The following is a 21,520-nucleotide window of genomic DNA, read 5'->3' as shown; positions in this document are numbered from 1 at the left end:
GCATGATAACGCGCGGTGCGCGCGATGCTGTGCTGCACAAGAGATCATCGGCGTGGCTAAAAATGTGGCCGAAAAATCCACCTCAAGCGCCGGCTGGTGATTCGGGGTTTGTCGGTAAATCATTGATTTTGCTTCAAAATTCCCTGACGAGAGGTTGGCACGCGTCTTGAATATCAGTCGGTAACGGAACATCGGTCGTCATCGAAGACGGTCTGCGCCCGCGGCTGGGCTTCCTACAACTCCAAACCTTTATCGGTGTCCATCAACGACGCACGCCGCGTCGCCGAGCAGCATCGTCGGAATTGAAAGGCAGACCATGCTCGACAAAGTGACCAAGCAAAAGCTCGTGGTGATCGGCAACGGCATGGCCGGCATCCGCACGGTGGAGGCGCTGCTCGAACGCGCGCCCGATCTCTACGACATCACCGTGTTCGGCTCCGAGCCCTACGGCAATTACAACCGCATCCTGCTCTCGCCGGTGCTCGCCGGCGAGAAGACCGTCGACGACATCATGCTCAACACCGTCGACTGGTACGACGACAACAACATCACGCTGCGCAAGGGCGAGACGGTCACCATGATCGACCGCCGCACCTGCGAGGTCGTCACCGAGGCCGGCGCGCGCGTGCCCTACGACCGCCTGCTGATCGCGACCGGATCGAATCCGATCATGCTGCCGCTGCCCGGCAAGGAGCTCCCGGGCGTGATCGGCTTCCGCGACATCTACGACGTCGATCGCATGATCAAGGCCTCGACCGACTATCGCAACGCCATCGTGATCGGCGGCGGCCTGCTGGGCCTCGAAGCCGCCAACGGGCTGATGAAGCGCGGCATGAACGTCACGGTCGTGCATCTGCTCGACACGCTGATGGAGCGCCAGCTCGATCCGGTGGCCGGCGGTCTGTTGCGCAAGTCGCTGGAAGAGCGCGGCATGGTGTTCAAGATGCCGGCGCAGACCCAGGCGATCCTGGGTGAGGACCGCGTCAGCGGCGTGCGCTTCGGCGACGGCACCGAGCTGCCGGCCGATCTGGTCGTGATGGCGGTCGGCATCCGTCCGAACTTCGAACTCGCGAAGAAGGCCGGGCTCTATTGCGAGCGCGGCATCGTGGTCTCCGACACCATGCAGACCTATGACGGCCGCATCTACGCGGTCGGCGAATGCGTGCAGCACCGCCGCCAGACCTATGGTCTGGTCGCGCCGCTGTTCGACCAGGCCAAGGTCTGCGCCAACCACCTCGCGATGAAGGGCTTTGCCACCTATGACGGCTCGGTCACCTCGACCAAGCTGAAGGTCACCGGCATCGACCTGTTCTCCGCCGGCGACTTCGCGCCGGGCCCGGACAAGGAGGAGATCGTGCTGCAGGACGCCAATCGCGGCGTCTACAAGCGCATCATCCTGAAGGACAAGAAGATCGTCGGCGCCGTGCTCTATGGCGACACCATCGATGGGCCCTGGTACTTCCAGCATCTGCGCGATGGCACCGACGTCTCGCATATGCGCGAGCGCCTGGTGTTCGGCGCCGCCAATCTGGGCGATGGCGGCGTCAGCGGCCAGAGCTCGGTCGCCGCGATGAGCGACGAGACCGAGATCTGCGGCTGCAATGGCGTCTGCAAGGGCGCGATCGTCAAGGCGATCAGCGAGAAGAAGCTGTTCACGCTCGACGACGTCCGCGCCCATACCAAGGCGTCGTCGTCCTGCGGCTCCTGCACCGGTCTGGTCGAGCAGGTGCTCGCCTTCACGCTTGGCGGCGACTATTCGGCGGCGCCGAAGGTCAAGCCGCTGTGCAAATGCACCGATCACAGCCATGACGACGTTCGCCGCGTCATCGTCGAGCAGCAGCTCAAGACCATTCCGGCGGTCATGCGCTTCATGGAGTGGAAGACGCAGAATGGCTGCCATTCCTGCCGCCCGGCGCTGAACTATTATCTGCTCGCGACCTGGCCCGGCGAATATCGCGACGACCAGCAGTCGCGCTTCATCAACGAGCGCGTCCACGCCAACATCCAGAAGGACGGCACCTATTCGGTGGTGCCGCGGATGTGGGGCGGCGTCACCACGCCGAGCGAGCTGCGCGCCATCGCCGACGTCGCCGAGAAGTTCAACATCCCGACGGTGAAGGTCACCGGCGGCCAGCGCATCGACCTGCTCGGCGTCAAGAAGGAAGACCTGCCGGCGGTGTGGGCCGATCTCAACGACGCCGGCATGGTGTCGGGCCACGCCTACGCCAAGGGGCTGCGCACGGTGAAGACCTGCGTCGGCTCCGAATGGTGCCGCTTCGGCACCCAGGATTCCACCGGTCTCGGCGTCAAGCTCGAGAAGTTCATGTGGGGCTCCTGGACGCCGGCCAAGGTCAAGCTCGGCGTCTCCGGCTGTCCGCGCAATTGCGCGGAGGCGACCTGCAAGGACGTCGGCGTGGTCTGCGTCGATTCCGGCTACGAGATCCATTTCGCCGGTGCCGCCGGACTGCACATCAAGGGCACCGAGTTCCTGACCAAGGTCGAGACCGAGGACGAGGCGCTCGAAGTGATCGTGGCGCTGACGCAGCTGTACCGCGAGGAGGGCTGGTATCTCGAGCGGATGTACAAATGGTGCGACCGCGTCAGTCTCGAGCAGATCAGGAAGCGGGTGGTCGACGACGTCACCAACCGCAAGGCGCTGTTTGCCCGCTTTGCCTATTCGCAGCAGTTCTCGCAGAGCGATCCTTGGGCGGAACGCGCCAGCCAGGGCGTCGACCGCAACGAGTTCGCCCCGATTGCCGAATTGGAGCTCGCATGATCAGCTGGATTGAAATCGGCGCGCTGACCGACATTCCGCGTCTCGGTTCGCGGGTGGTCCGCACGCCCCATGGCAACATCGCGGTGTTCCGCACCGAGAGCGACGAGGTGTTCGCGCTCGACGACCGCTGCCCGCACAAGGGTGGGCCGCTGTCGCAGGGCATCGTGCACAACAAACGGGTGACCTGTCCGCTGCACAACTTCGTCATCGAGCTGGCGAGCGGGCAGGCGGTCGCGCCCGACGAGGGTTGCACGCATACACATCCGGCCAAGGTCGAGAACGGCGTTGTCTGGCTGTCGGTGCGGCAGGCGGCAGCGGTGGGCTGAGGGGCCAGGCATGCCCGTCAAGACCACGTGTCCCTATTGTGGCGTCGGCTGTGGCGTCGTCGCGTCCAAGGACGCGGCGGGCACCATCCAGGTCGAAGGAGACAAGCAGCATCCAGCCAATTTCGGCCGGCTTTGCAGCAAGGGCTCGGCACTCGCCGAGACCATCGATCTCGACGGGCGTCTGCTCGCGCCTGTCGTCGACGGCGCGCCCGTTGCGTGGGACGACGCGCTCGATCGCGTCGCCGATGGTTTTGGCCGGATCATCAGGGAGTACGGACCCGACGCGGTGGCGTTCTATGTCTCCGGCCAGCTCCTGACCGAAGACTATTACGTCGTCAACAAGCTCGCCAAGGGCTTTGTCGGCACCGCCAATATCGACACCAATTCGCGGCTGTGCATGGCCTCCAGCGTGGCCGGGCACAAGCGCGCCTTCGGCAGCGACACCGTGCCCGGCTGCTACGAGGATCTCGAGCAGGCGGACCTTTTGGTGCTGGTCGGCTCCAATGCCGCCTGGTGCCATCCGATTCTGCATCAGCGCATGCTGGCAGCGAAGGAGAAGAACCCGGCCTGCAAGATCGTCGTGATCGATCCGCGCCGCACCGCGACCTGCGAGGGCGCCGATCTGCATCTGCCGCTGCGCTCGGGCAGCGATTCCGTGCTGTTCAACGGGCTGTTTGCGTTCCTCGCCGGCAGCAATGCGGTCGATCGCGGCTTTGTCGGCAGTTCGACCACGGGCGTGGTCGACGCCCTCAAGCAGGTCGCCGGCCAGACCGTGGCGCAGACCGCGGCAACCTGCGGGCTGAGCGAAGGCGCGGTCGGGTTGTTCTTCGACTGGTTCACGAAGACCGAGCGTGTCGTCACGCTCTATTCGCAAGGCGTCAACCAGTCGTCGAGCGGCGTCGATAAGGTCAATGCCATCATCAATTGCCATCTGCTGACGGGACGCATCGGCCGTCCCGGCATGGGGCCGTTCTCGCTGACCGGTCAGCCTAACGCGATGGGCGGCCGCGAGGTTGGCGGGCTCGCCAACCAGCTCGCCGCGCATATGGAACTCGAGAACCCTGCGCATCGCGATCTCGTGCAGCGGTTCTGGCGCGCGCCGGTGATGGCGGAGAAGGGCGGGCTGAAGGCGGTCGACATGTTCGACGCCATCGCCGACGGCCGCATCAAGGCGGTGTGGATCATGTCGACCAATCCGGTGGTGAGCCTGCCGGATGCCGACCGCGCGCGCGCCGCGCTCGACGCCTGCGAGCTTGTCGTGGTGTCTGACTGCATGCGCGATACCGACACTACGCGCCATGCCGACGTGCTGCTGCCGGCGCTGGCGTGGGGCGAGAAGGACGGCACCGTCACCAATTCCGAGCGCAGGATTTCACGGCAACGGCCGTTCCTGCCCGCGCCGGGGGAAGCGCGTGCGGACTGGCGCATCGTCTGCGACGTTGCGCAACGCATGGGATATTCCGGCTTCGATTATCCTGACGTTGCCGCCGTGTTCCGCGAGCATGCCGAACTGTCCGGCTATGAGAACGATGGACGGCGTGATTTCGACATCTCGGCGCTGTCGTCGCTCGACGACCAAGCCTATGAGGCGCTGGCGCCGGTGCAATGGCCGGTGACATCAGATCGTCCGGACGGCACGGCGCGGATGTTCGAGACGCCGAATTTCTTCACGCCCGATCGCAAGGCGCGCTTCATTCCGATTGCCCCCCGCGCGGCGCGCCATGCGACCAGCCGCGACTATCCGCTGGTGCTCAACACCGGCCGTATCAGAGACCAGTGGCACACCATGACCCGGACCGGGAAAACCGGGCGGCTGCTGTCGCATGTCTTCGAGCCCTATGCCGAATTCCATCCCGAGGATGCGCGGCTGGCCGGCCTGGAAAACGAAGGGCTGACGCGGCTGACCAGCAGCTGGGGCGAGATGATCGCGCGCGTCGTGGTCAGCGCCGACCAGCGCCGTGGCTGCGTGTTCGTGCCGATGCACTGGAATGAGGAATTTGCCGGCGAGGGCCGCGTCAACGCACTGGTCAATCCCGCCGTCGATCCGGTGTCCGGTCAGCCGGAATCCAAGCACACGCCGGTGAAGGCCGATCCCTACGCACCGAAATGGCATGCCTTCATCCTGAGCCGCAATCCGATCAAGCGTCCGCAAGCCGGCTACTGGGTTCATGGCAAGGCGGGCGACTGCTGGCGGTTGGAACTCGCGCTCGACGCCCGCCCGGAGAGCTGGCGCGACTGGGCGCGCGTGCAACTTGGCCTCGACGGCGTCGAGATCGAATGGGTCGCCTATCGCGATCCTGCCGTGGGACGGTTCCGCTACGCGGCGGTGCGCGACGGCCGGCTCGATGGCTGCGTGTTCATCGCGCCCGACCACACGCTGCCGTCGCGGGCGTGGCTGACCGGGTTGTTTGCGGAACAGCAGCTCTCGGCGAACGCGCGGATGGCGCTGCTCGCGGGACGGCCGTTCGGCGCCGGGGAGGATGTCGGCCCGATCGTCTGCTCCTGCTTCAGCGTCGGTGGGCACCAGATCACCGCCGAGATCAAGAAGGGCGCCAACAGCGTCGAGGCGATCGGCCGCTGCCTGAAAGCCGGCACCAATTGCGGCGGCTGCAAGCCAGAGATCGGCAAGCTGATCGGCGCAACCGCGCAGCCGCGGCAGGCGATCGCGTCGTAAGTTTCCGCGCCTCGCAGCCGCGGCAGGACGAAACGCAAGCAGTGCAATTGGGGCGCTATCCGCCCAGAAGCGGACTCGTCATGCTTACCTTGAGTGCTTCCGGTCTTTACCCAACTGAGACATGCGCGGTTCAGGATTGTTGCGGCGCAAATTGACCTTGAAGCCTATTTCTATGGTCGCAATTGCCTGATGTGATCCTCAATATTGCGAGCCAATTTGTGTGATCCCTGCTCAGGGGCGCCGTGTCGATCACCATCATGTCGTGACAACAATAATAAAGCAGGAAGGACGTCACATGCCTTCACGCCGTAGTTTTCTGACCGGCACCGTCGCCACCGGTGTCGCGCTGTCAATGCAGCACGCCGCGGCAACAGTCGCGCAACAAAAGCGACGGATCGTCGATTCGCAGGTTCACCTGTGGCCGGCAAGCACTCCGGAAAGACCCTGGCTCCCCGGTGCCAAACCGCAGCTTCCGGAGCCCTTCACCATCGAGCGAATAATCCCGCTGATGGACGAGGCTGGCGTCGATCGCGTCGTCATCGTTCCGCCGGTGTCGCTCGAAGGCGAGCGTATCGACTATGCCCAAGAGGCGGTCAAACGGTACCCGGGCCGCTTCGCCATCATGGCGCGTGTAGCCCTCGACAAGCCCGACCGCGCGGCACGGCTTGCGACTTGGCGCGACCAGCCCGGCGTGCTGGGCGTGAGGTTGAACTTCGGCCCCGGCGAAGCGGCGTGGCTGACGGACGGAACCGCGGACTGGTTCTGGCCGGCGGCGGAGAAGGCCCGCCTGCCTGTGATGTTTCTCACGTCGGGCCAGACATCGCTGTTCGCCCGCATCGCCGAGCGACACCCGCAACTTACGCTCATCATCGACCACATGGGCGTCGGCGCGGGCCTGCGCCCTCGTCCTGATTCATCGGAATCCGCGAGAAACAACACGGTGCCGGAAGCTATTGCCCAGGCGGTCGCGCTCGCAAAATATGCGAATGTGTCGGTGAAGTTGTCGTCGGTACCGCTGGTTTCGACTGAGCCTTATCCATTCCATTCCGTGACGTGACCCCGCATATCCACCGCCTGTTCGACGCCTACGGCCCGGAGCGCTGCCACTGGGGAACCGATCTAACCAATTCATTCGCCCGGGCCACCTACCGGCAGCGCGTGACGGAATTCACAGAGGAGCTTCCGTTCCTCACCGAAAGCGACAAGGACTGGATCATGGGCCGCGCGATCCTGGCGCGGCTTCGCTGGACGTGAACCAGGCTTGCTGCGATGCATGAGTCCGCATCTGGCCCATTTCGGCCTTATGCGATGTCCGCTCCAGCTTCAGCGTCGGTCGGCACCAGATCACCGCCGAGATCAAGGAGGGCGCCAACAGCGTCGAGGCAATCGGTCGCAGCCTGAAGGCCGGCACCAATTGCGGCGGCTGCAAGCCCGAGATCGGCAAGCTGATCGGCGCAACCGCGCAGCCGCGGCAGGCGATCGCGTCCTGAGTTTCCGCGCCAGGGCGAAACGCAAACACTGAAATTGGGGCGCTATCGACCAGAAGCGGGCTCGTCATGCTCACCTTGAGTGCTTCCGGTCTTGAACCGACACGGACGTTGGGCACCGTGGTTTTGCTTTCCCAAACCGTTCATCAGTATTAAATTTCACGGAAACCGTTCCGCCAACGGCGGTCGGAGGAAACTATCGCTGGATTGTCGGTTGAAGTTCCGGGAACAACGGAGGCTTCGGAAATGAACAAAGCAGCATTGGCGTTAGTGACCGCTGCCACCATCGGTGTCTCTGCCTTGGTGGCCCCATCACCAGCCCAAGCGTGGCGTGGTGGTGGCTGGGGTGCTGGACTCGCGGCCGGACTAATCGGAGCGGCGGTGGTTGGTGGCATAGCCTCCAGCGCCTACGCCTATGGCCCAGGTTACGGCTACTACGGCGGACCGGGTTATGGCTATTACGGGGGTTACGCCCCCGCGTATTACGGCGGCTATGCCCCGGCATACTACAACTACGGCTACGCCCCCGCATACTACGGCGGATACCGCTCTTACTATGCTCGTCCCGCGTACCGGCGCTTTATTCGCCCCGCATACGCCTACGGCCCTGGGTACTATCGCGGGTATGGCTATTATCGCTGGTGATCGCCAGCGGCGGCGTCGAAGTCTGGGCAACGAACGGTCGCGGGGCGGCCGCAACCTGTATCGTGCCCGCGGGTGCTTGAGTGTTCATAGCGAGCGGCGAGACGACCGTGAGCATTGACGTCGGCGGCAGACAAAGACCGTTGGCCGGCGTGTCTCCTGCTGGCCCATTTCGGCCTTATGCGTTGTCCGCTCCTGCGGCGCTGCCGGAGGAGAAGCGGACATCGCGGATTTATGTCTACGCGCTTTAGCAGCCGCGGCAGATGCTCTTCAGCTTACTGTTGAGCAGGTGGTCCTCCTCGTCGGACGCCGCCTTGGTGTAGGTGTCGTTGCCGCGGCGCTTGTCGTCGGCAAAACCGCCGGCGCCACTGGTACCGCTCATGTGCATGCCGTGCATCGCGAACCTGCCGCCATGGCCGGACCCGTGGCCGCGCGCGTCCGCCGCCGGCATGGCGACCGCAATCACGGTCAGAACGAGCCCCGTCGTCGTGATCGTCCGCATGTCATCCTCCTCGTCGCGAAAAAATGCCGCTGGCGCTGCGGCAAATCGGTGTCGGCCGCTTTCACAATTTCGCGTGGCGGCAATCGGGGTAGGGGCCGGCCGGTTCCGGCCAAATACCGCCGGTGCGCCGCACATAGGCCGCGGACGGATGGCTTCATGCCGACAATGCAGTGCTCGCCGCACCAAAATGGTGTATCGGCAAGCCTTGGCCGCCCAAGCCTTGGCGCGCTCAGGACACCGTCCGGCGCCAGATAATCAAGATTTTGCAAGATATCGGAGGAATGCTTCATGTCGGCTTTGCCACTCTCGGGCATCAAGATTCTCGATTTGACGCGGGTGCTCGCGGGCCCGCTGTCGGCCCAGATGCTGGCGGATCTCGGCGCCGAAGTGATCAAGATCGAGCGGCCCGGCGGCGGCGACGACGCCCGCGCCTTTGGCCCGCCCTATCTCGCCGATCCCGAAGGCAAGCAGAACAACAACAACTCGTTCTACCTCTGCGCCAACCGCAACAAGAAGTCGGTCACGGTCAACATCGCCAAGCCTGAAGGCCAGGCGATCATCCGCGAGCTCGCCAAAACGGCCGACGTGATGATGGAGAACTACAAGGTCGGCGATCTCAAGCGCTACGGCCTCGACTACGAGACCATCAAGCAGCTCAACCCCGGCATCATCTATTGCTCGGTCACCGGCTTCGGCCAGACCGGACCTTACGCGCCGCGCGCCGGCTATGACGCCATCCTGCAGGCGATGGGCGGGCTGATGAGCGTCACCGGCCATATCGACGGCGAGCCCGGCGAGGGCCCGATGAAGGTCGGCCCCTCGATCGTCGACTACATGACCGGCATGAATACCGCGATCGGGATTCTCTCGGCGCTCTACCATCGCGACGCCAACAACGGCGAAGGGCAGCACATCGACGTTTGCCTGTTCGACACCGTGATCGCATCGCTGTCGCACTGGCTGCAGATCTACCTCGTCAACGGCAAGATGCCGCCGCGCCGCGGCACCTGGGGCAATGGCGGCATGCCGGCCGGCGTGTTCCGCTGCACCGACGGCGAGTTGTTGATGCTGGTGGTCGGCAATGACGGCCAGTTCCAGCGCACCTGCGCCGTGCTCGAGCTCGCCAACGACAAGCGCTTCGTCAAGAACAACGACCGCGTCGTGCACGGCAAGGAGATCATGGCGATCTTCGCGGGCCTGTTTCTGAAGAAGCCGGTCGCGTACTGGCTCGAAAAGCTCGAGGAGGCCGGTGTGCCGTCGGGCCCGATCAACAATTTCGAGCAGGTGTTCAGCGATCCGCACGTGCAGTCGCGCGGCATGCGGGTCGAGGTGGACCATCCCTATGAGCCGAACCTGTCGCTGATCCGCAATGCGCTGACCTTCTCGGGCACGCCGATCACCGACTACCGCGCCCCGCCGCTGCTCGGCGCCGACACCAAGGACGTGCTGGCGACCATCGGCTATGACGACGCCAGGGTCGAAGGCCTGAAGGCACAGGGGATTCTGTAGGCCGGGACTGAAGCCACGCCGGGTATATCTATCCCGTCATGCTGAGGAGCGGCGCTGGCGCCGCGTCTCGAAGCACGACGGCCCGGCTGGTGGCCGTGCATCCTTCGAGACGCGCTACGCGCTCCTCAGGATGACGGGGAGAGGGCCGTTTGGTCGGCGATAACACTTCGACCGGCATCGAAGCATTATTGACATGGACCTGCTAGTTTGGCGCCATCGATCCCTTGTCGAAGGTGCCAATCATGAAACGGGAAGTCGTTCGCGTCGAACCGATCTCGAGCTGGCTCGAGCGCTGGAAGGCGCCGGCCTCGCCGGTCACCCGGGCCGGCAACATGATCTTCGTGTCCGGCCTGCCGCCGTTCGATCCCGCAACCGGCGAGTTCGCCGCCGGGCCTCGATCGAGCGGCAGAGCGAGCTGGTCATGGCACAGCTCAAGCAGTGCCTCGAGGCTGTCGGCGCCACGCTCGATAATGTGATGAAGTGCAACGTGTTCTGCACGTCGGCCAAGCACTTCACCACGTTCAACGCGGTCTACGCAAAGTATTTCCCGCACGAACCGCCGGCGCGGATTTTCGTCTGCATCCCGGAATGGACCGGGCCGTTCGACGTCGAGGTCGACTGCATCGCGATGCTGTGAGGGCGCCGCGGTTCACAGATCCTGCCGCGTCAGCCGGCCGTGCACCACGACCGGCCGCGCCGCCGGCTTCGCCGGCACGTCGCCCATCGTCAGCGCCATCACCGAGACCGTGACCACGCGATCGATGATGGCGCGGACGTCGTCGAGGTCGCATTTGCCTTCCGACAGCCGCAGCAGGCGTTCCTTCTCGCGAATGGTGTGATGCGCCATCGCGAGCGCGAAGTGCAGGCCCCAATAGAGCTCGGTGTCGTCGCGTCCAGGCATCGCGCGGCGCATCGCGGCGGCGAACTTGCGCAAATGATCGACCTCGCGATTCTTGATGCGGCGGATCGGCGGCACGGATTCGATCGAGGCGCGGATCATGAAGCGCGCCGCGGTCGAGCCCTCGCGATCCGGCCCGAGGCAGCCGCGCAGGGGCGGGCCGACCAGGGCGCGCATGATGTCCTCGATCGAGGCGCGGCCGCCGCCTTTTTCCTCCGCGGCCTTCAATTCATTGAGGCGCTCGCGGTTGGTCTGGATGCTGCGGGTGACGAACAGCTCCGCGATCAACTCGTCCTTGGAACCGAAATGATAGTTCACCGCCGCGAGGTTGACGTTCGCCTCCGCGACGATGTCGCGCAGCGTGACGTCGCCGAAGCCGCGGTCGGCATAGAGCCGCTCGGCGGCGGCGAGAATGGCGGATCGGGTCTGATCGCTGGCCATGGCCTTGAGCCTTTCCGCTATTCCGCGGTGTGCCGGGGAATGACGAAGACGACAGGGAGTTGCATTTCAAACATTTGTATGAAACTATCGTTTGAATGGCCGGAAATGTCAATCCGCAACAATGCGGGCGGCATTCTGGCACACCACCACCGCCGTATCAGCGAATGCCCTTGCGGCCTGCGGATGCCGGGTGGACAGTGCGGCCCAAAGTCTAGGAAAAAACGAGGAGCGTCCCATGGATTTCACGATGTCGGCCAGGCAGAAGGAATGGCTCGAGCGCGTTCAGGCTTTCATGAAGGCGCATGTCCGCCCCGCGGTGCCGATCTATGACAAGCAGGACGCCGAAGGCCCGCGCTGGAAGGTGATCCCGATCCTCGAGGACCTGAAGAAGAAGGCGAAGGCCGAAGGCCTCTGGAACATGTTCATGCCGCCGTCCTCGCATGAGGACGATGAATTCCATGGCGCGGGATTGAGCAATCTCGAATACGCGCTGCTCTCGGAAGAGATGGGCCGCATTTCCTGGGCGTCGGAAGTGTTCAACTGCTCCGCCCCCGATACCGGTAACATGGAAGTGTTCATCCGCTACGGCACCAGGGAGCAGAAGCGCAAATGGCTGCGCCCGTTGATGGACGGCGAGATCCGTTCCGCCTTCCTGATGACCGAGCCGGCGGTTGCTTCGTCTGACGCCACCAACATCGAGACCCGGATCGAGAAGGACGGCGATCACTACGTCATCAACGGCCGCAAATGGTGGTCGTCGGGCGTCGGCGATCCCCGCTGCAAGATCGCGATCCTGATGGGCAAGACCGATTTCAACGCCGCCAAGCATCAGCAGCAGTCGCAGATCCTGGTGCCACTCGACACCCCCGGCATCAAGGTCGAGAAGATGCTGCCGGTGTTCGGCTTCGACGATGCGCCGCACGGCCACGCCCAGGTGCTGCTCGAAAACGTCCGCGTGCCGAAGGAAAACATCCTGCTCGGCGAGGGCCGCGGCTTCGAGATCGCGCAGGGCCGTCTCGGCCCGGGCCGCATCCATCACTGCATGCGCACCATCGGCAAGGCCGAGGAGGCGCTGGAGAAGATGGTGAAGCGGCTCGCCTCACGCACCGCGTTCGGCAAGAAGATCATCGAGCATTCGGTCTGGGAGCAGCGCATCGGCGAGGCCCGCGCCGACATCGAGATGAATCGCCTGCTGTGCCTCAAGGCCGCCGACATGATGGACAAGGTCGGCAACAAGACCGCGCAGGCCGAGATCGCGATGATCAAGGTCACCGCACCGAATATGGCACTGAGGATCATCGACAACGCGATCCAGGCGTATGGCGGCGGCGGCGTCTCCGACGAGGCCGGGCTCGCCAAGGACTATGCCCATATCCGTACGCTGCGGCTGGCCGACGGTCCGGACGAGGTGCACAATCGCGCCATTGCCAGACTTGAACTTCGGAAGTATGCAAACACGTCGCACTGAGCATGATCCGGAACGCATGGCGTTCGCGCTGATATCGTGCTCAGAATGAAAAAAGAGATCAGGCTGGCCGACCGGCCTGATCGCGGCAGCGCCCAACGGCGCTGCCGAGAACGAAGTTGAGGGAGCGTCATCGTGGCGGACGGCGTCAGGAAAGACGAAGAATTTTCCGGCACAAGGGAAGTCGAGGAACGCCATCGCATCAACGAGGCGAACCTCGCGGCCTGGATGCAGGAGCACGTCGAGGGCTTTCAGGGACCTTTGACAGTCCTGCAGTTCAAGGGTGGCCAGTCGAACCCGACCTACAAGCTCGAAACCCCCGGCCGCAACTACGTGATGCGCCGCCGTCCGTTCGGTAAATTGTTGCCGTCGGCGCATGCGGTGGATCGAGAGTTCCGCGTCATCGCCGCACTCGGCAAGCAGAATTTCCCGGTCGCGAAAGCCTACGCGCTGTGCACCGACGACGCGGTGATCGGCTCGGCCTTCTACATCATGTCGATGGAGGAGGGGCGGGTGTTCTGGGATCCGACGCTGCCGAGCCAGGAGGGCGACGCGCGCCGCAAGATCTTCACCAGCAAGATCGAGACGCTGGCGAAGCTGCACATGCTCGATCCCGAAAAGATCGGCCTCGGCGATTTCGGCAAGCCCGGCAATTATTTTGCGCGCCAGGTCGACCGCTGGACCAAGCAGTACCGCGCCTCCGAGACGCAGCACATTCCCGAATTCGAGAAGCTCGCGGAGTGGCTGCCGAAGACCGTGCCGGAGCAGAAGCGCGTCTCGGTCGTGCACGGCGACTATCGCCTCGACAACATGATCTTCCATGCCACCGAGCCGCGGGTGCAGGCGGTGCTCGACTGGGAATTGTCGACGCTCGGCGATCCCATGGCCGACTTCACCTATCTGTTGATGCAGTGGACCATGCCGGGCCTCGCCAATGCCGACCTCAAGGCGTTGACCATTCCGAGCCAGGACGAGGCCGCGCAGATCTACTGCGACGTCACCGGCATGGCTGTGCCGGATCTGAACTGGTACTTCTCCTACAATCTGTTCCGCCTCGCCGGCATCACGCAGGGCATCGCGGGTCGGGTCCGCGACGGCACCGCCGCAAATGCCAAGGCCCTCGAGTCGGCCAAGCGCACCGTGCCGCTGTCGCAGGCGTCATGGGAATACGCGCAGAAGGCCGGCGCAACCTGATACGAACGCGGCGCGATCCTTAAAGGCTCGCGCCGCTCTTCTCTTAACCTCGCCCCGCTTGCGGGGAGAGGTCGGATCGCATCGCAAAATGCGATCCGGGTGAGGGGGACTCTCCGCGAGTTCGTCTTTCACGGAGTTTGCCGAGGCAGCCCCTCACCCCAACCCTCTCCCCGCGAGAGCGGGGCGAGGGAGCAAGATCGCGCCGCTTCTGCGAGCTGCGGCATGTTTCCGCATTGTAGCCATCTGTGACTTGAGTTCACCGCGCCGCTTTGGCAAGTCAGTCCGGTCAACGCTCCCGCCTCGGTCCTGATCGGACGCTTTCATCTTGCCCCTTTCCCCGAATCTTCGCGGCAGCCTGTTCATGGCTGCGGCCATGGCCAGCTTCACGGCCAATGACACCATCACCAAGGCGGTGGCGGCAGAGCTCAACATCGGGGAGATCCTGCTGGTTCGCGGCCTGGTCGCGATGGTGCTGGTCGCAGCGCTCGCCTGGTACCGCGACGCGCTGCGCAGTTTTGCCACGCTGTTGATCTGGCCGGTTGGATTGCGCGTCATGGGCGAGATCGGCGGCACGCTGACCTATCTTTCGGCGATCGCGCAGATCCCGCTCGCCAACGCGTCGGCGATCTTTCAGGCGCTGCCGCTGGTCATCACGCTCGGCGCGGCGCTGGTGTTCGGCGAGCCGGTCGGCTGGCGGCGCTGGCTTGCGATCGCCGCCGGCTTCATCGGCGTGCTGGTGATCGTCCGGCCGGGGGCGGAGGGCTTTAGCCAGGCTGCACTACTGGCACTCGCGTCGGTCGGGTTCTGCGCGGTGCGCGATCTCGCGACGCGCCGTATCCCGAAACATTTGCCGACGGTGTTCATCACGCTGCTCACGACGGTGACGGTGACGGTGACGACGGCGGGCGCCGTCGTGCTGGTGCCGCTCGGTGGCTGGCGTCCGCCGTCCGGCCACGCGCTCGGCCTGCTGGTGTTCGCCGGTGCTGATCCTGATCGGCTATCAATGCATCATCGTGTCGCTGCGCACCGGCGATATCTCGGCGGTGGCGCCGTTCCGTTACTCCGCGCTGTTGTGGGCGATGCTGCTTGGCTATCTCGCCTTCGGCCACAAGCCCGACGTCCAAATGCTCGCCGGCGCCGCGATCATCGTCGCCTCCGGCCTCTATGCCTTCTACCGCGAGCGCAAGCGCGACAAGCTTCGCCCGGCCGCGACCGGACCGGGCCTGCCGCCGGATGGGCTATGATCCATCCGTAGACGTAGGGTGGGTTTCGCAAGAGCTCAACCCATCATGGGCAACTTGCGTGCTCGTTCTACCAGAGGTAGGACTTCACCATGCCAGACCTTGATTTGTCCAATGACCCTCGTTGGCGACGCCTGTGGGAACGGCCCTGGCGCTGCAATTCATGCGGGGATGAGCACCATGGGATCTTTGATCTCGCATGCGGAAAGCCGGCGCAATTTCCCGGACCGGAGGAATTGGCCCCCAATAGCGCCCTCGATCTCGACGGTGATTTTCTCTCGGAGGACTTCTGCGTGCTCGAGGGTGAGCACTTCTTCGTGCGCTCCGTGCTGGAACTGCCGATCATCGGCAGTGACAACAAGCGGTTCGGCTTCGGCGTGTGGACGACGCTGTCGCGCGAGAATTTCGAACGGTATGTCGCGAGCTTCGACAGTGGCGGGCAGGACGGCATGGGGCCGTGGTTCGGGTGGTTCTCGAACTGCCTGCAAGGCTATCCCGAGACGCTGAATCTCAAATGCAGGGTACATCTCAAGAGCGGTCGTCAACGGCCAAAGATCGAGTTGGAACCGACTGAACACCCATTGGCGGTCGAGCAAAGGCTCGGAGTCACCTTTGACCGGGTACTCGAGATTTACGCAATCAACGGACATGACATCCGTCGGTCCTTGACGGATTGACCGTTTCGTTTGTTACGACGTAGTCGTCCGTAGGATGGGTGGAGCGAAGCGATACCCATCATGGCGCCGCGGAAACGAGGTGATGGGTTTCGCTTCGCTCTACCCATCCCACGAATCTAACCCGAGACCGCTCTGCAAAGCTTCCTTCCAGTCCGTAGCCCCGGGTGAGCGGCTTGTCCGCCGTAGCTCGTAGAGCGAAGGCGGAAGCGATACCCGGGGGAACTGTTCCCGCATGTCGCTTCGCTCATGCGGGCTGCGCATCTGGCGTCGCGGCTTGTAGGTTCAGCGCAACAGAGCGGCGGGTTATGCCTCGGCTAACCCGCCCTACGCACTGAACATCATCGAATAATCATGAACAGCCGGTCCCAGCGCAGCGAAGCGGGCCAACGCCACACCTGCCATGCAGGCGCCTCGTCGCCGATCGAGAAGAAGATCATCTTGGCTTGTCCGATCAGGTTCTCGAACGGCACGTAGCCGACCCCGCCGCGCGCGGGCGGCACGCGGCTGTCGGCCGAGTTGTCGCGGTTATCGCCCATCGCGAAGAAATGCCCGGGCGGCACGACATAGACCTGCGTGTTGTCGTATTCGGACCGTTCGATGCGATCGAGGGTGAAGTAGCTGACCCCGTTCGGCAGGGTCTCGCGCCAGCGCTTGACGCGGACCGGGCGCGGCCCCTCGTCGCGATCAAAATAGTCATCGGCGCGCTCGCGCTTGACCGCGGTACCGTTGATGTACAACAGCCCGTCGATCATCTGGATCCGGTCGCCCGGCAGGCCGATCACGCGTTTGATGAAATCGATCGAGTCGTCGCTCGGCAGGCGGAACACCACGACGTCGCCGGGCTTGGGCTCCGAGCCGAAGATGCGGCCGGAGAACAGCGGCGGCGAGAAGGGCAGGGAGTAGTGCGTATATCCGTAGCTGTATTTCGAGAGGAAAAGATAGTCGCCGACCAGCAACGTCGATTCCATCGACCCTGAGGGAATGTTGAAGGACTGGAACAGGAAGGTGCGGATGACCAGCGCGATGATCAGCGCATGCACGACCACGCGCAAGGTTTCCGCCAATCCGCCCTGCTGACGTTCGTTCTCGGTCGACACGCTCATGGACCTCGGTTCGATAGATTTGGTGTCGACAGGCCGGATCGGCGGATTGCCGCCCTCTAGTTGGGTTAGGCCGGACGCCTCGTATCGCCGAGGATCAACAGTGCCAACGGCGCCAATGGTCCCACGACCACGGCTGTCCAAGTCCATCGTCGGGATGATCTGTTGCGTTCGCGCGCCATGGCGGATGCGAGGGGGATCGACCCAATCGAAACGATCACGAAAATCCACCACGCCATGGTCTTTCTCCAATGTTCGCCAGGACAGTAGCACAAAGGCAGTTCGCGTACCTTCCCTCGTCAAAAAGTGAGACCCGCCACATTTAGCGGGGCTCCTTGTTTGCGAAGCTCTGTAGGGCGGATTAGCGAAGCGTAATCCGCCGTCTGTCCGCGGGACGGCGGATTACGCCTTCGGCTAATCCGCCCTACATGCTGCAGCGTCACTTCGCGCAATGCGTGATCAGCCGCGCGACGAAATCTCCGCAAGCCGCGAGCTGCGACATCTCGACGAACTCGTCAGGCGTATGTGCCTGCGCGATCGAGCCGGGGCCGACCACGACCGACGGCACATCCGCCATGCTGACGAACAGGCTGGCCTCGGTGCCGAACGCGACCTTGGCGTGGTCGTTGCGGCCGGCCAGCTGCTTGGCGAGCGTGACGATGGCGGCGTCCGCCTGGGTGTCGAGCGCGGGATAGTCGAGGATCTCTTCGAAGTCGATGCCGCAGTCCGGATGCCGCTTGCGCATCGCCGGCTCGATCTCGGCCCTGGCCCAGGCGACGATTGAATCCGTCACCTCCCTGGACTCGGTGATCCCGATGCCGCGACATTCGAATTCCACCGTGCAATGGTCGGGCACGATGTTCAGCGCGGCGCCGCCATGGACGATGCTGGTGAGCAGGGTCGAGTGCGGGACGTCGTAGAGGCTGCCCTGTTCGGCGTCGGCCGTCAGCAGCGCGGCGCGGCGGCGGATCTCGGTGATCAGGTCGGCGGCGTATTCGATGGCGTTGACGCCGTCGGGCGCGATCGAGGAGTGGCGGGCGAGCCCGCGGAAGGTGGCGCGCACGCCATGCTTGCCCTTGTGCCCGATGATCACCTGCATCTGGGTCGGCTCGCCGACAAAGCAGCCGAGCGGCTTCACCACCTTGCGTGCGACCTCGCGCAGCATCGGCCGCACGCCGACGCAACCGATCTCCTCGTCATAGGAGATCGCCAGATGGATCGGTGTCTTCAGATCGGCCGCAACCATCTCGGGAGCCATCGCGAGGCAGACCGCGACAAAGCCCTTCATGTCGGTGGTGCCGCGGCCGTAGAGCCGGCCGTCGCGCTCGACCAGCTCGAACGGGTTCTGGGTCCATTCCTGTCCGGCGACCGGCACGACGTCGGTATGCCCTGATAGAACCAGCCCGGCCTTGTCCTCCGGGCCGACCGTGACCCACAACGAGGCCTTCTGCCCGGTGTCATCGACAATGCGCTGTCCGGCGGCGCCCTGCGAAGCGAGATATTTTTCGATGTAATCGATCAGCGGCAGGTTGGAACGGTCGCTCACGGTGTCGAACGCGACGAGGTCGGCCAATAGCTTGCGGATACGGTCGGGACGTTGATTTTGCATTGCCTGTTCGTTTGTGAGGATTGAGAGGGCGCCGGTGATCTGGCTTGCCCAGCATAACAGCTGGTTTGCCTGCTGGGGCAAAGCAATATTCGGGCCGTTGCATGACGGTATTGCGGTCCACTGCTGCGGCCCCATGTTTCTGATCCGACGGGGAGATGGTCATGATCCAGCGCGTAGGATGGGTAGAGCGAAGCGAAACCCATCAAGCATATCCGCACGGTGAGATGATGGGTTTCGCTGCGCTCTACCCATCCTTGTAATAACGCGATCGGTTATCGTCGGCATATTCCGAGAGGAATGGCCTGTCGCGGTTAGCGACCGCGACAGGCCGCTGCCGATCGGATCGCACCCATCCTGAGCAGTTCGTGGCTGCCCCGTAGCAGGATCGCGCCAGCACCTTCATCGGACCCGGATGGTTGCCGGAACGGTTAGGTTCGCTTCACAAGGCGGGGTCGACGAGGATGACACAGACTAGCACAAGGACGGCTGGAATCGATACGTCCAAGAGCAAGCTCGATGTTGCGGTTCACGGCCGGACCGAACATTGGCAGGTCGCCAACTCACTGGCGGGATGGCGTATTCTGACGACCAAACTGGCCGAGGCTGACGTGAGCCGAATCGGTATCGAAGCGACCGGGGGCTATGAGCGCGGCGCGGTCGAACACCTGCGTGCGGCAGGCTTCACGGTGCTGGTGCTGCAGCCGATCCAGGTCAAGGCGTTCGGCCGGGTGCATCTGCGACGCGCCAAGAACGATGTGCTGGATGCGGTGTTGATCGCCGCCTGCGCGGCAGCGATCGAGCAGGTCAGAGATGCGCCCGATCCGCGCCTGGCGGAGCTGGCCGAACATCTGACCTTCCTCGAGCAGATCGAGGACGACATCAAGCGCTGCAAGACCCGGCTGGAGCATATCGATCAGCCCGCGCTGAGACGCCTGGTGCTGGGTGACATTGCCCGGCTGAAGGCACGGCGGCTCGCCCAGATCCGTTACCTTGCCAGGCAACTACGCGCTCACCGCGATCTCGCTGCCCGCCTTGACCTCGTGCTCAGCATTCCCGGGATCGGCGAACGCACCGCACTCGCGCTCTTGATCCGCATGCCCGAACTCGGCCGTGTCAGCCGCGAGGAGGCTGCGGCCCTCGCGGGGCTCGCGCCCTTCGACAACGACAGTGGGCAACATAAAGGCCAACGGCGCATCGCCGGCGGTCGGGCTCGGCTGCGACGTTCGCTGTTTGCTGCGGCGCTTCCGGCGGCATTCCGCTGGAACAAGGCCCTCATTGTGCTCTACACACGCCTAACCGCAGCCGGAAAGGCCCACAACGCAGCTCTCATCGCTTGCGCGCGAAAGCTGCTGATCTATGCCAACACTGTCATCCAGCGCGGAACGCCTTGGCGCGAACAGGCGTCCGCGACTTAATGGTTGCTACGATGCACATCGTAATGCCGACCAGTGTTGCCCATTCGACACGACGGGCAACTCAGCAAAACGCGTCAAGCCCTCGCAGCAAAAATATTTCGGTTTATCGGAATGACTTAGTGTATGGTTCGCCCGTCTCACCCGATCGAGGGGCGCTTCGCGATCGTCACGAACGCGTGTGAGATGCGGTGGACGCCGAGCGTGTGACTGACGAGAGCACGTAAGGCGGACGGTGAAGTCGTGTGGTCCTGACGCCCTAGGTGGTGTGGACACTAGCGCATCCATAGAACGATGGCTGCGAGAGTGACGACGGCCCGGTAGTTCCGGGCCGTTTTTTCGAAGCGGGTTGCGACGCGGCGGAACTGCTTGAGCTTTGAGAAGCAGCATTCGACGAGATGACGCTGGGCATAGAAATGCTTGTCGAGTGGATATTTGAGCGCGCGTGACGGGTTGTTGGGGATCACGGCGAGCGCGCCTTTGGCGGCGATGGCTTGGCGCAAGTGATCGGCGTCATAGGCCGTATCGGCCATGACGACCTCGGCGGATAAGCCTTCGATCAATGCGGCGGCTTGCGGTGCATCGCCCTTCTGACCTGCGGTGAGCGTGAACCGCACCGGACATCCCAAGCCTCGAACGGCCATATGTATCTTGGTGCTCAGGCCGCCGCGCGAGCGGCCGATCGCTTGATCTTCCGCTTGATCTTCAGACCCCCCTTTTTGGCGCCGGCGGCGTGCTGATGCGCCCGAACGATGGTGGAATCGACGATCAGATATTCGAAGTCCGGATCATCGGACATCGCCTCGAAGATCCGCCACCAAACACCCTTGATGCTCCATCGACTGAAGCGCCGGAACACGCTGTTCCAGTCCCCAAACACCTCCGGAAGATCGCGCCAGGGAGACCCCGTACGCACGATCCACAGCACACCTTCCACGAACATCCGGTTGTCGCGCCCGGTGGAGCCCTTCTGATCGGGGCGCCCTATGATCAGCGGCGCTATCCGCTCCCACGCCGCGTCGCTCAATACCAAACGGTCCATCACACCCAAGGCGGCCTCCCCAAAAGCAGCCTTGAATCTGATTTGCTCCTAAAAGGGAATCCTTAGAGTCCACACCACCTAGTGGCCGGTGTCCCCTTGTAGAACGCGCAGCGTTCTTACGAAGGCGGTGACAAACAAGCCCAGTCTCGCCGGGGAGAGCACGAAATAAGCCGTAACCCATCGCGCAGGGAAAGCCGGGATTGCTCCGGTTACACCTGTGGTCCTACCCCCGAGCTTTCTACCTTTTGCTCGGGGCCCATGGGTGCGATCGGCACCCAGCTTTCCCTGCGCCCTCTGTTCAAGAGAGGGCGAAACGAAATGCAAAGCTCGGACGATTCATGTCGCGAGAACGCGGATTTGCGATCTATTGAGATTCAATACGCCACACATTCGGTGTCGTCCCGGGCAAGCGAAGCGCGACCCGGGACCCATAACTACGAATGGCAATTTTCAAGCAACGCTGGAGCCACAGCGTGCTCAACCAACTTTATCCTGTGGTTATGGGTCCCTGCTTTCGCAGGGACG

General features: G+C 63.6%; 17 protein-coding genes and 2 pseudogenes. 14 read left to right on the top strand and 5 right to left on the bottom strand.

What is annotated here, in order from left to right:
* Positions 1–316 precede the first annotated feature (316 nt).
* From nirB to HAP54_RS43035, 7 genes are all read left to right on the top strand, one after another.
* Complete coding sequence (gene nirB, locus HAP54_RS43065) at positions 317–2,776, top strand: nitrite reductase large subunit NirB (protein ID WP_166297417.1); 2,460 nt, start codon at positions 317–319, stop codon at positions 2,774–2,776.
* Positions 2,773–3,102, top strand: a complete 330-nt coding sequence (gene nirD, locus HAP54_RS43060; RefSeq protein WP_175619308.1) for a nitrite reductase small subunit NirD — start codon at positions 2,773–2,775, stop codon at positions 3,100–3,102. Before nirB ends, nirD begins: the two co-directional genes overlap by 4 nt.
* A 10-nt stretch (positions 3,103–3,112) precedes the next feature.
* Positions 3,113–5,776, top strand: coding sequence for a nitrate reductase (locus tag HAP54_RS43055; RefSeq protein ID WP_166297415.1), 2,664 nt, complete (start codon positions 3,113–3,115; stop codon positions 5,774–5,776).
* 295 nt (positions 5,777–6,071) lie between these two features.
* Positions 6,072–6,833, top strand: coding sequence for an amidohydrolase family protein (locus tag HAP54_RS43050; RefSeq protein WP_224741541.1), 762 nt, complete (start codon positions 6,072–6,074; stop codon positions 6,831–6,833).
* Positions 6,830–7,030: an amidohydrolase gene (locus tag HAP54_RS43045; protein ID WP_224741542.1), complete on the top strand. Its 201-nt coding sequence runs from the start codon at positions 6,830–6,832 to the stop codon at positions 7,028–7,030. The genes HAP54_RS43050 and HAP54_RS43045 overlap by 4 nt, the downstream gene beginning before the upstream one ends.
* A 29-nt stretch (positions 7,031–7,059) precedes the next feature.
* Positions 7,060–7,266: a (2Fe-2S)-binding protein gene (locus HAP54_RS43040; RefSeq protein ID WP_166306989.1), complete on the top strand. Its 207-nt coding sequence runs from the start codon at positions 7,060–7,062 to the stop codon at positions 7,264–7,266.
* Between the two features lie 243 nt (positions 7,267–7,509).
* On the top strand, positions 7,510–7,908 hold the full coding sequence (locus HAP54_RS43035) for a hypothetical protein (RefSeq protein WP_166297413.1): 399 nt from the start codon (positions 7,510–7,512) through the stop codon (positions 7,906–7,908).
* Between the two features lie 244 nt (positions 7,909–8,152).
* Here the strand turns inward: HAP54_RS43035 and HAP54_RS43030 are convergent, their stop codons facing one another.
* Positions 8,153–8,407, bottom strand: a complete 255-nt coding sequence (locus HAP54_RS43030; protein WP_166297411.1) for a hypothetical protein — start codon at positions 8,405–8,407, stop codon at positions 8,153–8,155.
* Positions 8,408–8,695: 288 nt separating this feature from the next.
* Here HAP54_RS43030 and HAP54_RS43025 point away from each other — a divergent pair, with 288 nt between their 5' ends.
* Complete coding sequence (locus tag HAP54_RS43025; protein WP_166297409.1) at positions 8,696–9,916, top strand: CaiB/BaiF CoA transferase family protein; 1,221 nt, start codon at positions 8,696–8,698, stop codon at positions 9,914–9,916.
* 242 nt (positions 9,917–10,158) lie between these two features.
* Positions 10,159–10,553: pseudogene (locus HAP54_RS43020) on the top strand (RidA family protein).
* Between the two features lie 12 nt (positions 10,554–10,565).
* Here HAP54_RS43020 and HAP54_RS43015 read toward each other — a convergent pair.
* On the bottom strand, positions 10,566–11,255 hold the full coding sequence (locus tag HAP54_RS43015) for a TetR/AcrR family transcriptional regulator (RefSeq protein ID WP_166297407.1): 690 nt from the start codon (positions 11,253–11,255) through the stop codon (positions 10,566–10,568).
* Between the two features lie 235 nt (positions 11,256–11,490).
* Here HAP54_RS43015 and HAP54_RS43010 point away from each other — a divergent pair, with 235 nt between their 5' ends.
* From HAP54_RS43010 to HAP54_RS42995, 4 genes are all read left to right on the top strand, one after another.
* A complete protein-coding gene (locus tag HAP54_RS43010; RefSeq protein WP_166297405.1) occupies positions 11,491–12,723 on the top strand; it encodes an acyl-CoA dehydrogenase family protein in 1,233 nt (410 codons plus the stop codon).
* Positions 12,724–12,855: 132 nt separating this feature from the next.
* Positions 12,856–13,914, top strand: a complete 1,059-nt coding sequence (locus tag HAP54_RS43005) for a phosphotransferase family protein (protein WP_166297403.1) — start codon at positions 12,856–12,858, stop codon at positions 13,912–13,914.
* 361 nt (positions 13,915–14,275) lie between these two features.
* Complete coding sequence (locus HAP54_RS43000; RefSeq protein ID WP_312022776.1) at positions 14,276–15,169, top strand: DMT family transporter; 894 nt, start codon at positions 14,276–14,278, stop codon at positions 15,167–15,169.
* Between the two features lie 78 nt (positions 15,170–15,247).
* On the top strand, positions 15,248–15,832 hold the full coding sequence (locus HAP54_RS42995) for a DUF2199 domain-containing protein (RefSeq protein ID WP_166297401.1): 585 nt from the start codon (positions 15,248–15,250) through the stop codon (positions 15,830–15,832).
* A 338-nt stretch (positions 15,833–16,170) separates the two neighbouring features.
* On the opposite strand, the gene lepB is transcribed toward HAP54_RS42995, so the two are convergent.
* Together lepB and argE are read right to left on the bottom strand one after the other, a co-directional pair.
* Complete coding sequence (gene lepB / locus HAP54_RS42990) at positions 16,171–16,935, bottom strand: signal peptidase I (protein WP_166306986.1); 765 nt, start codon at positions 16,933–16,935, stop codon at positions 16,171–16,173.
* A 436-nt stretch (positions 16,936–17,371) separates the two neighbouring features.
* Positions 17,372–18,541 carry an acetylornithine deacetylase gene (argE, locus tag HAP54_RS42985; RefSeq protein WP_166297399.1) on the bottom strand — a complete coding sequence of 390 codons (1,170 nt, stop codon included), beginning with the start codon at positions 18,539–18,541 and terminating at the stop codon, positions 17,372–17,374.
* Positions 18,542–19,002: 461 nt separating this feature from the next.
* Between argE and HAP54_RS42980 the strand changes: the two genes are divergently transcribed.
* Positions 19,003–19,956, top strand: a complete 954-nt coding sequence (locus tag HAP54_RS42980; protein ID WP_166297397.1) for an IS110 family transposase — start codon at positions 19,003–19,005, stop codon at positions 19,954–19,956.
* 272 nt (positions 19,957–20,228) lie between these two features.
* Here HAP54_RS42980 and HAP54_RS42975 read toward each other — a convergent pair.
* Positions 20,229–20,995, bottom strand: a pseudogene (locus HAP54_RS42975) (IS5 family transposase).
* Positions 20,996–21,520 lie beyond the last annotated feature (525 nt).

The sequence above is a fragment of the Bradyrhizobium sp. 2S1 genome (genome assembly GCF_011516625.5).
In the GTDB taxonomy this organism is placed as follows: Bacteria; Pseudomonadota; Alphaproteobacteria; order Rhizobiales; family Xanthobacteraceae; genus Bradyrhizobium; species Bradyrhizobium septentrionale.
Note: the sequence above shows the minus strand (reverse complement) of the source record. Positions and strands in the feature narration are given on the sequence as shown.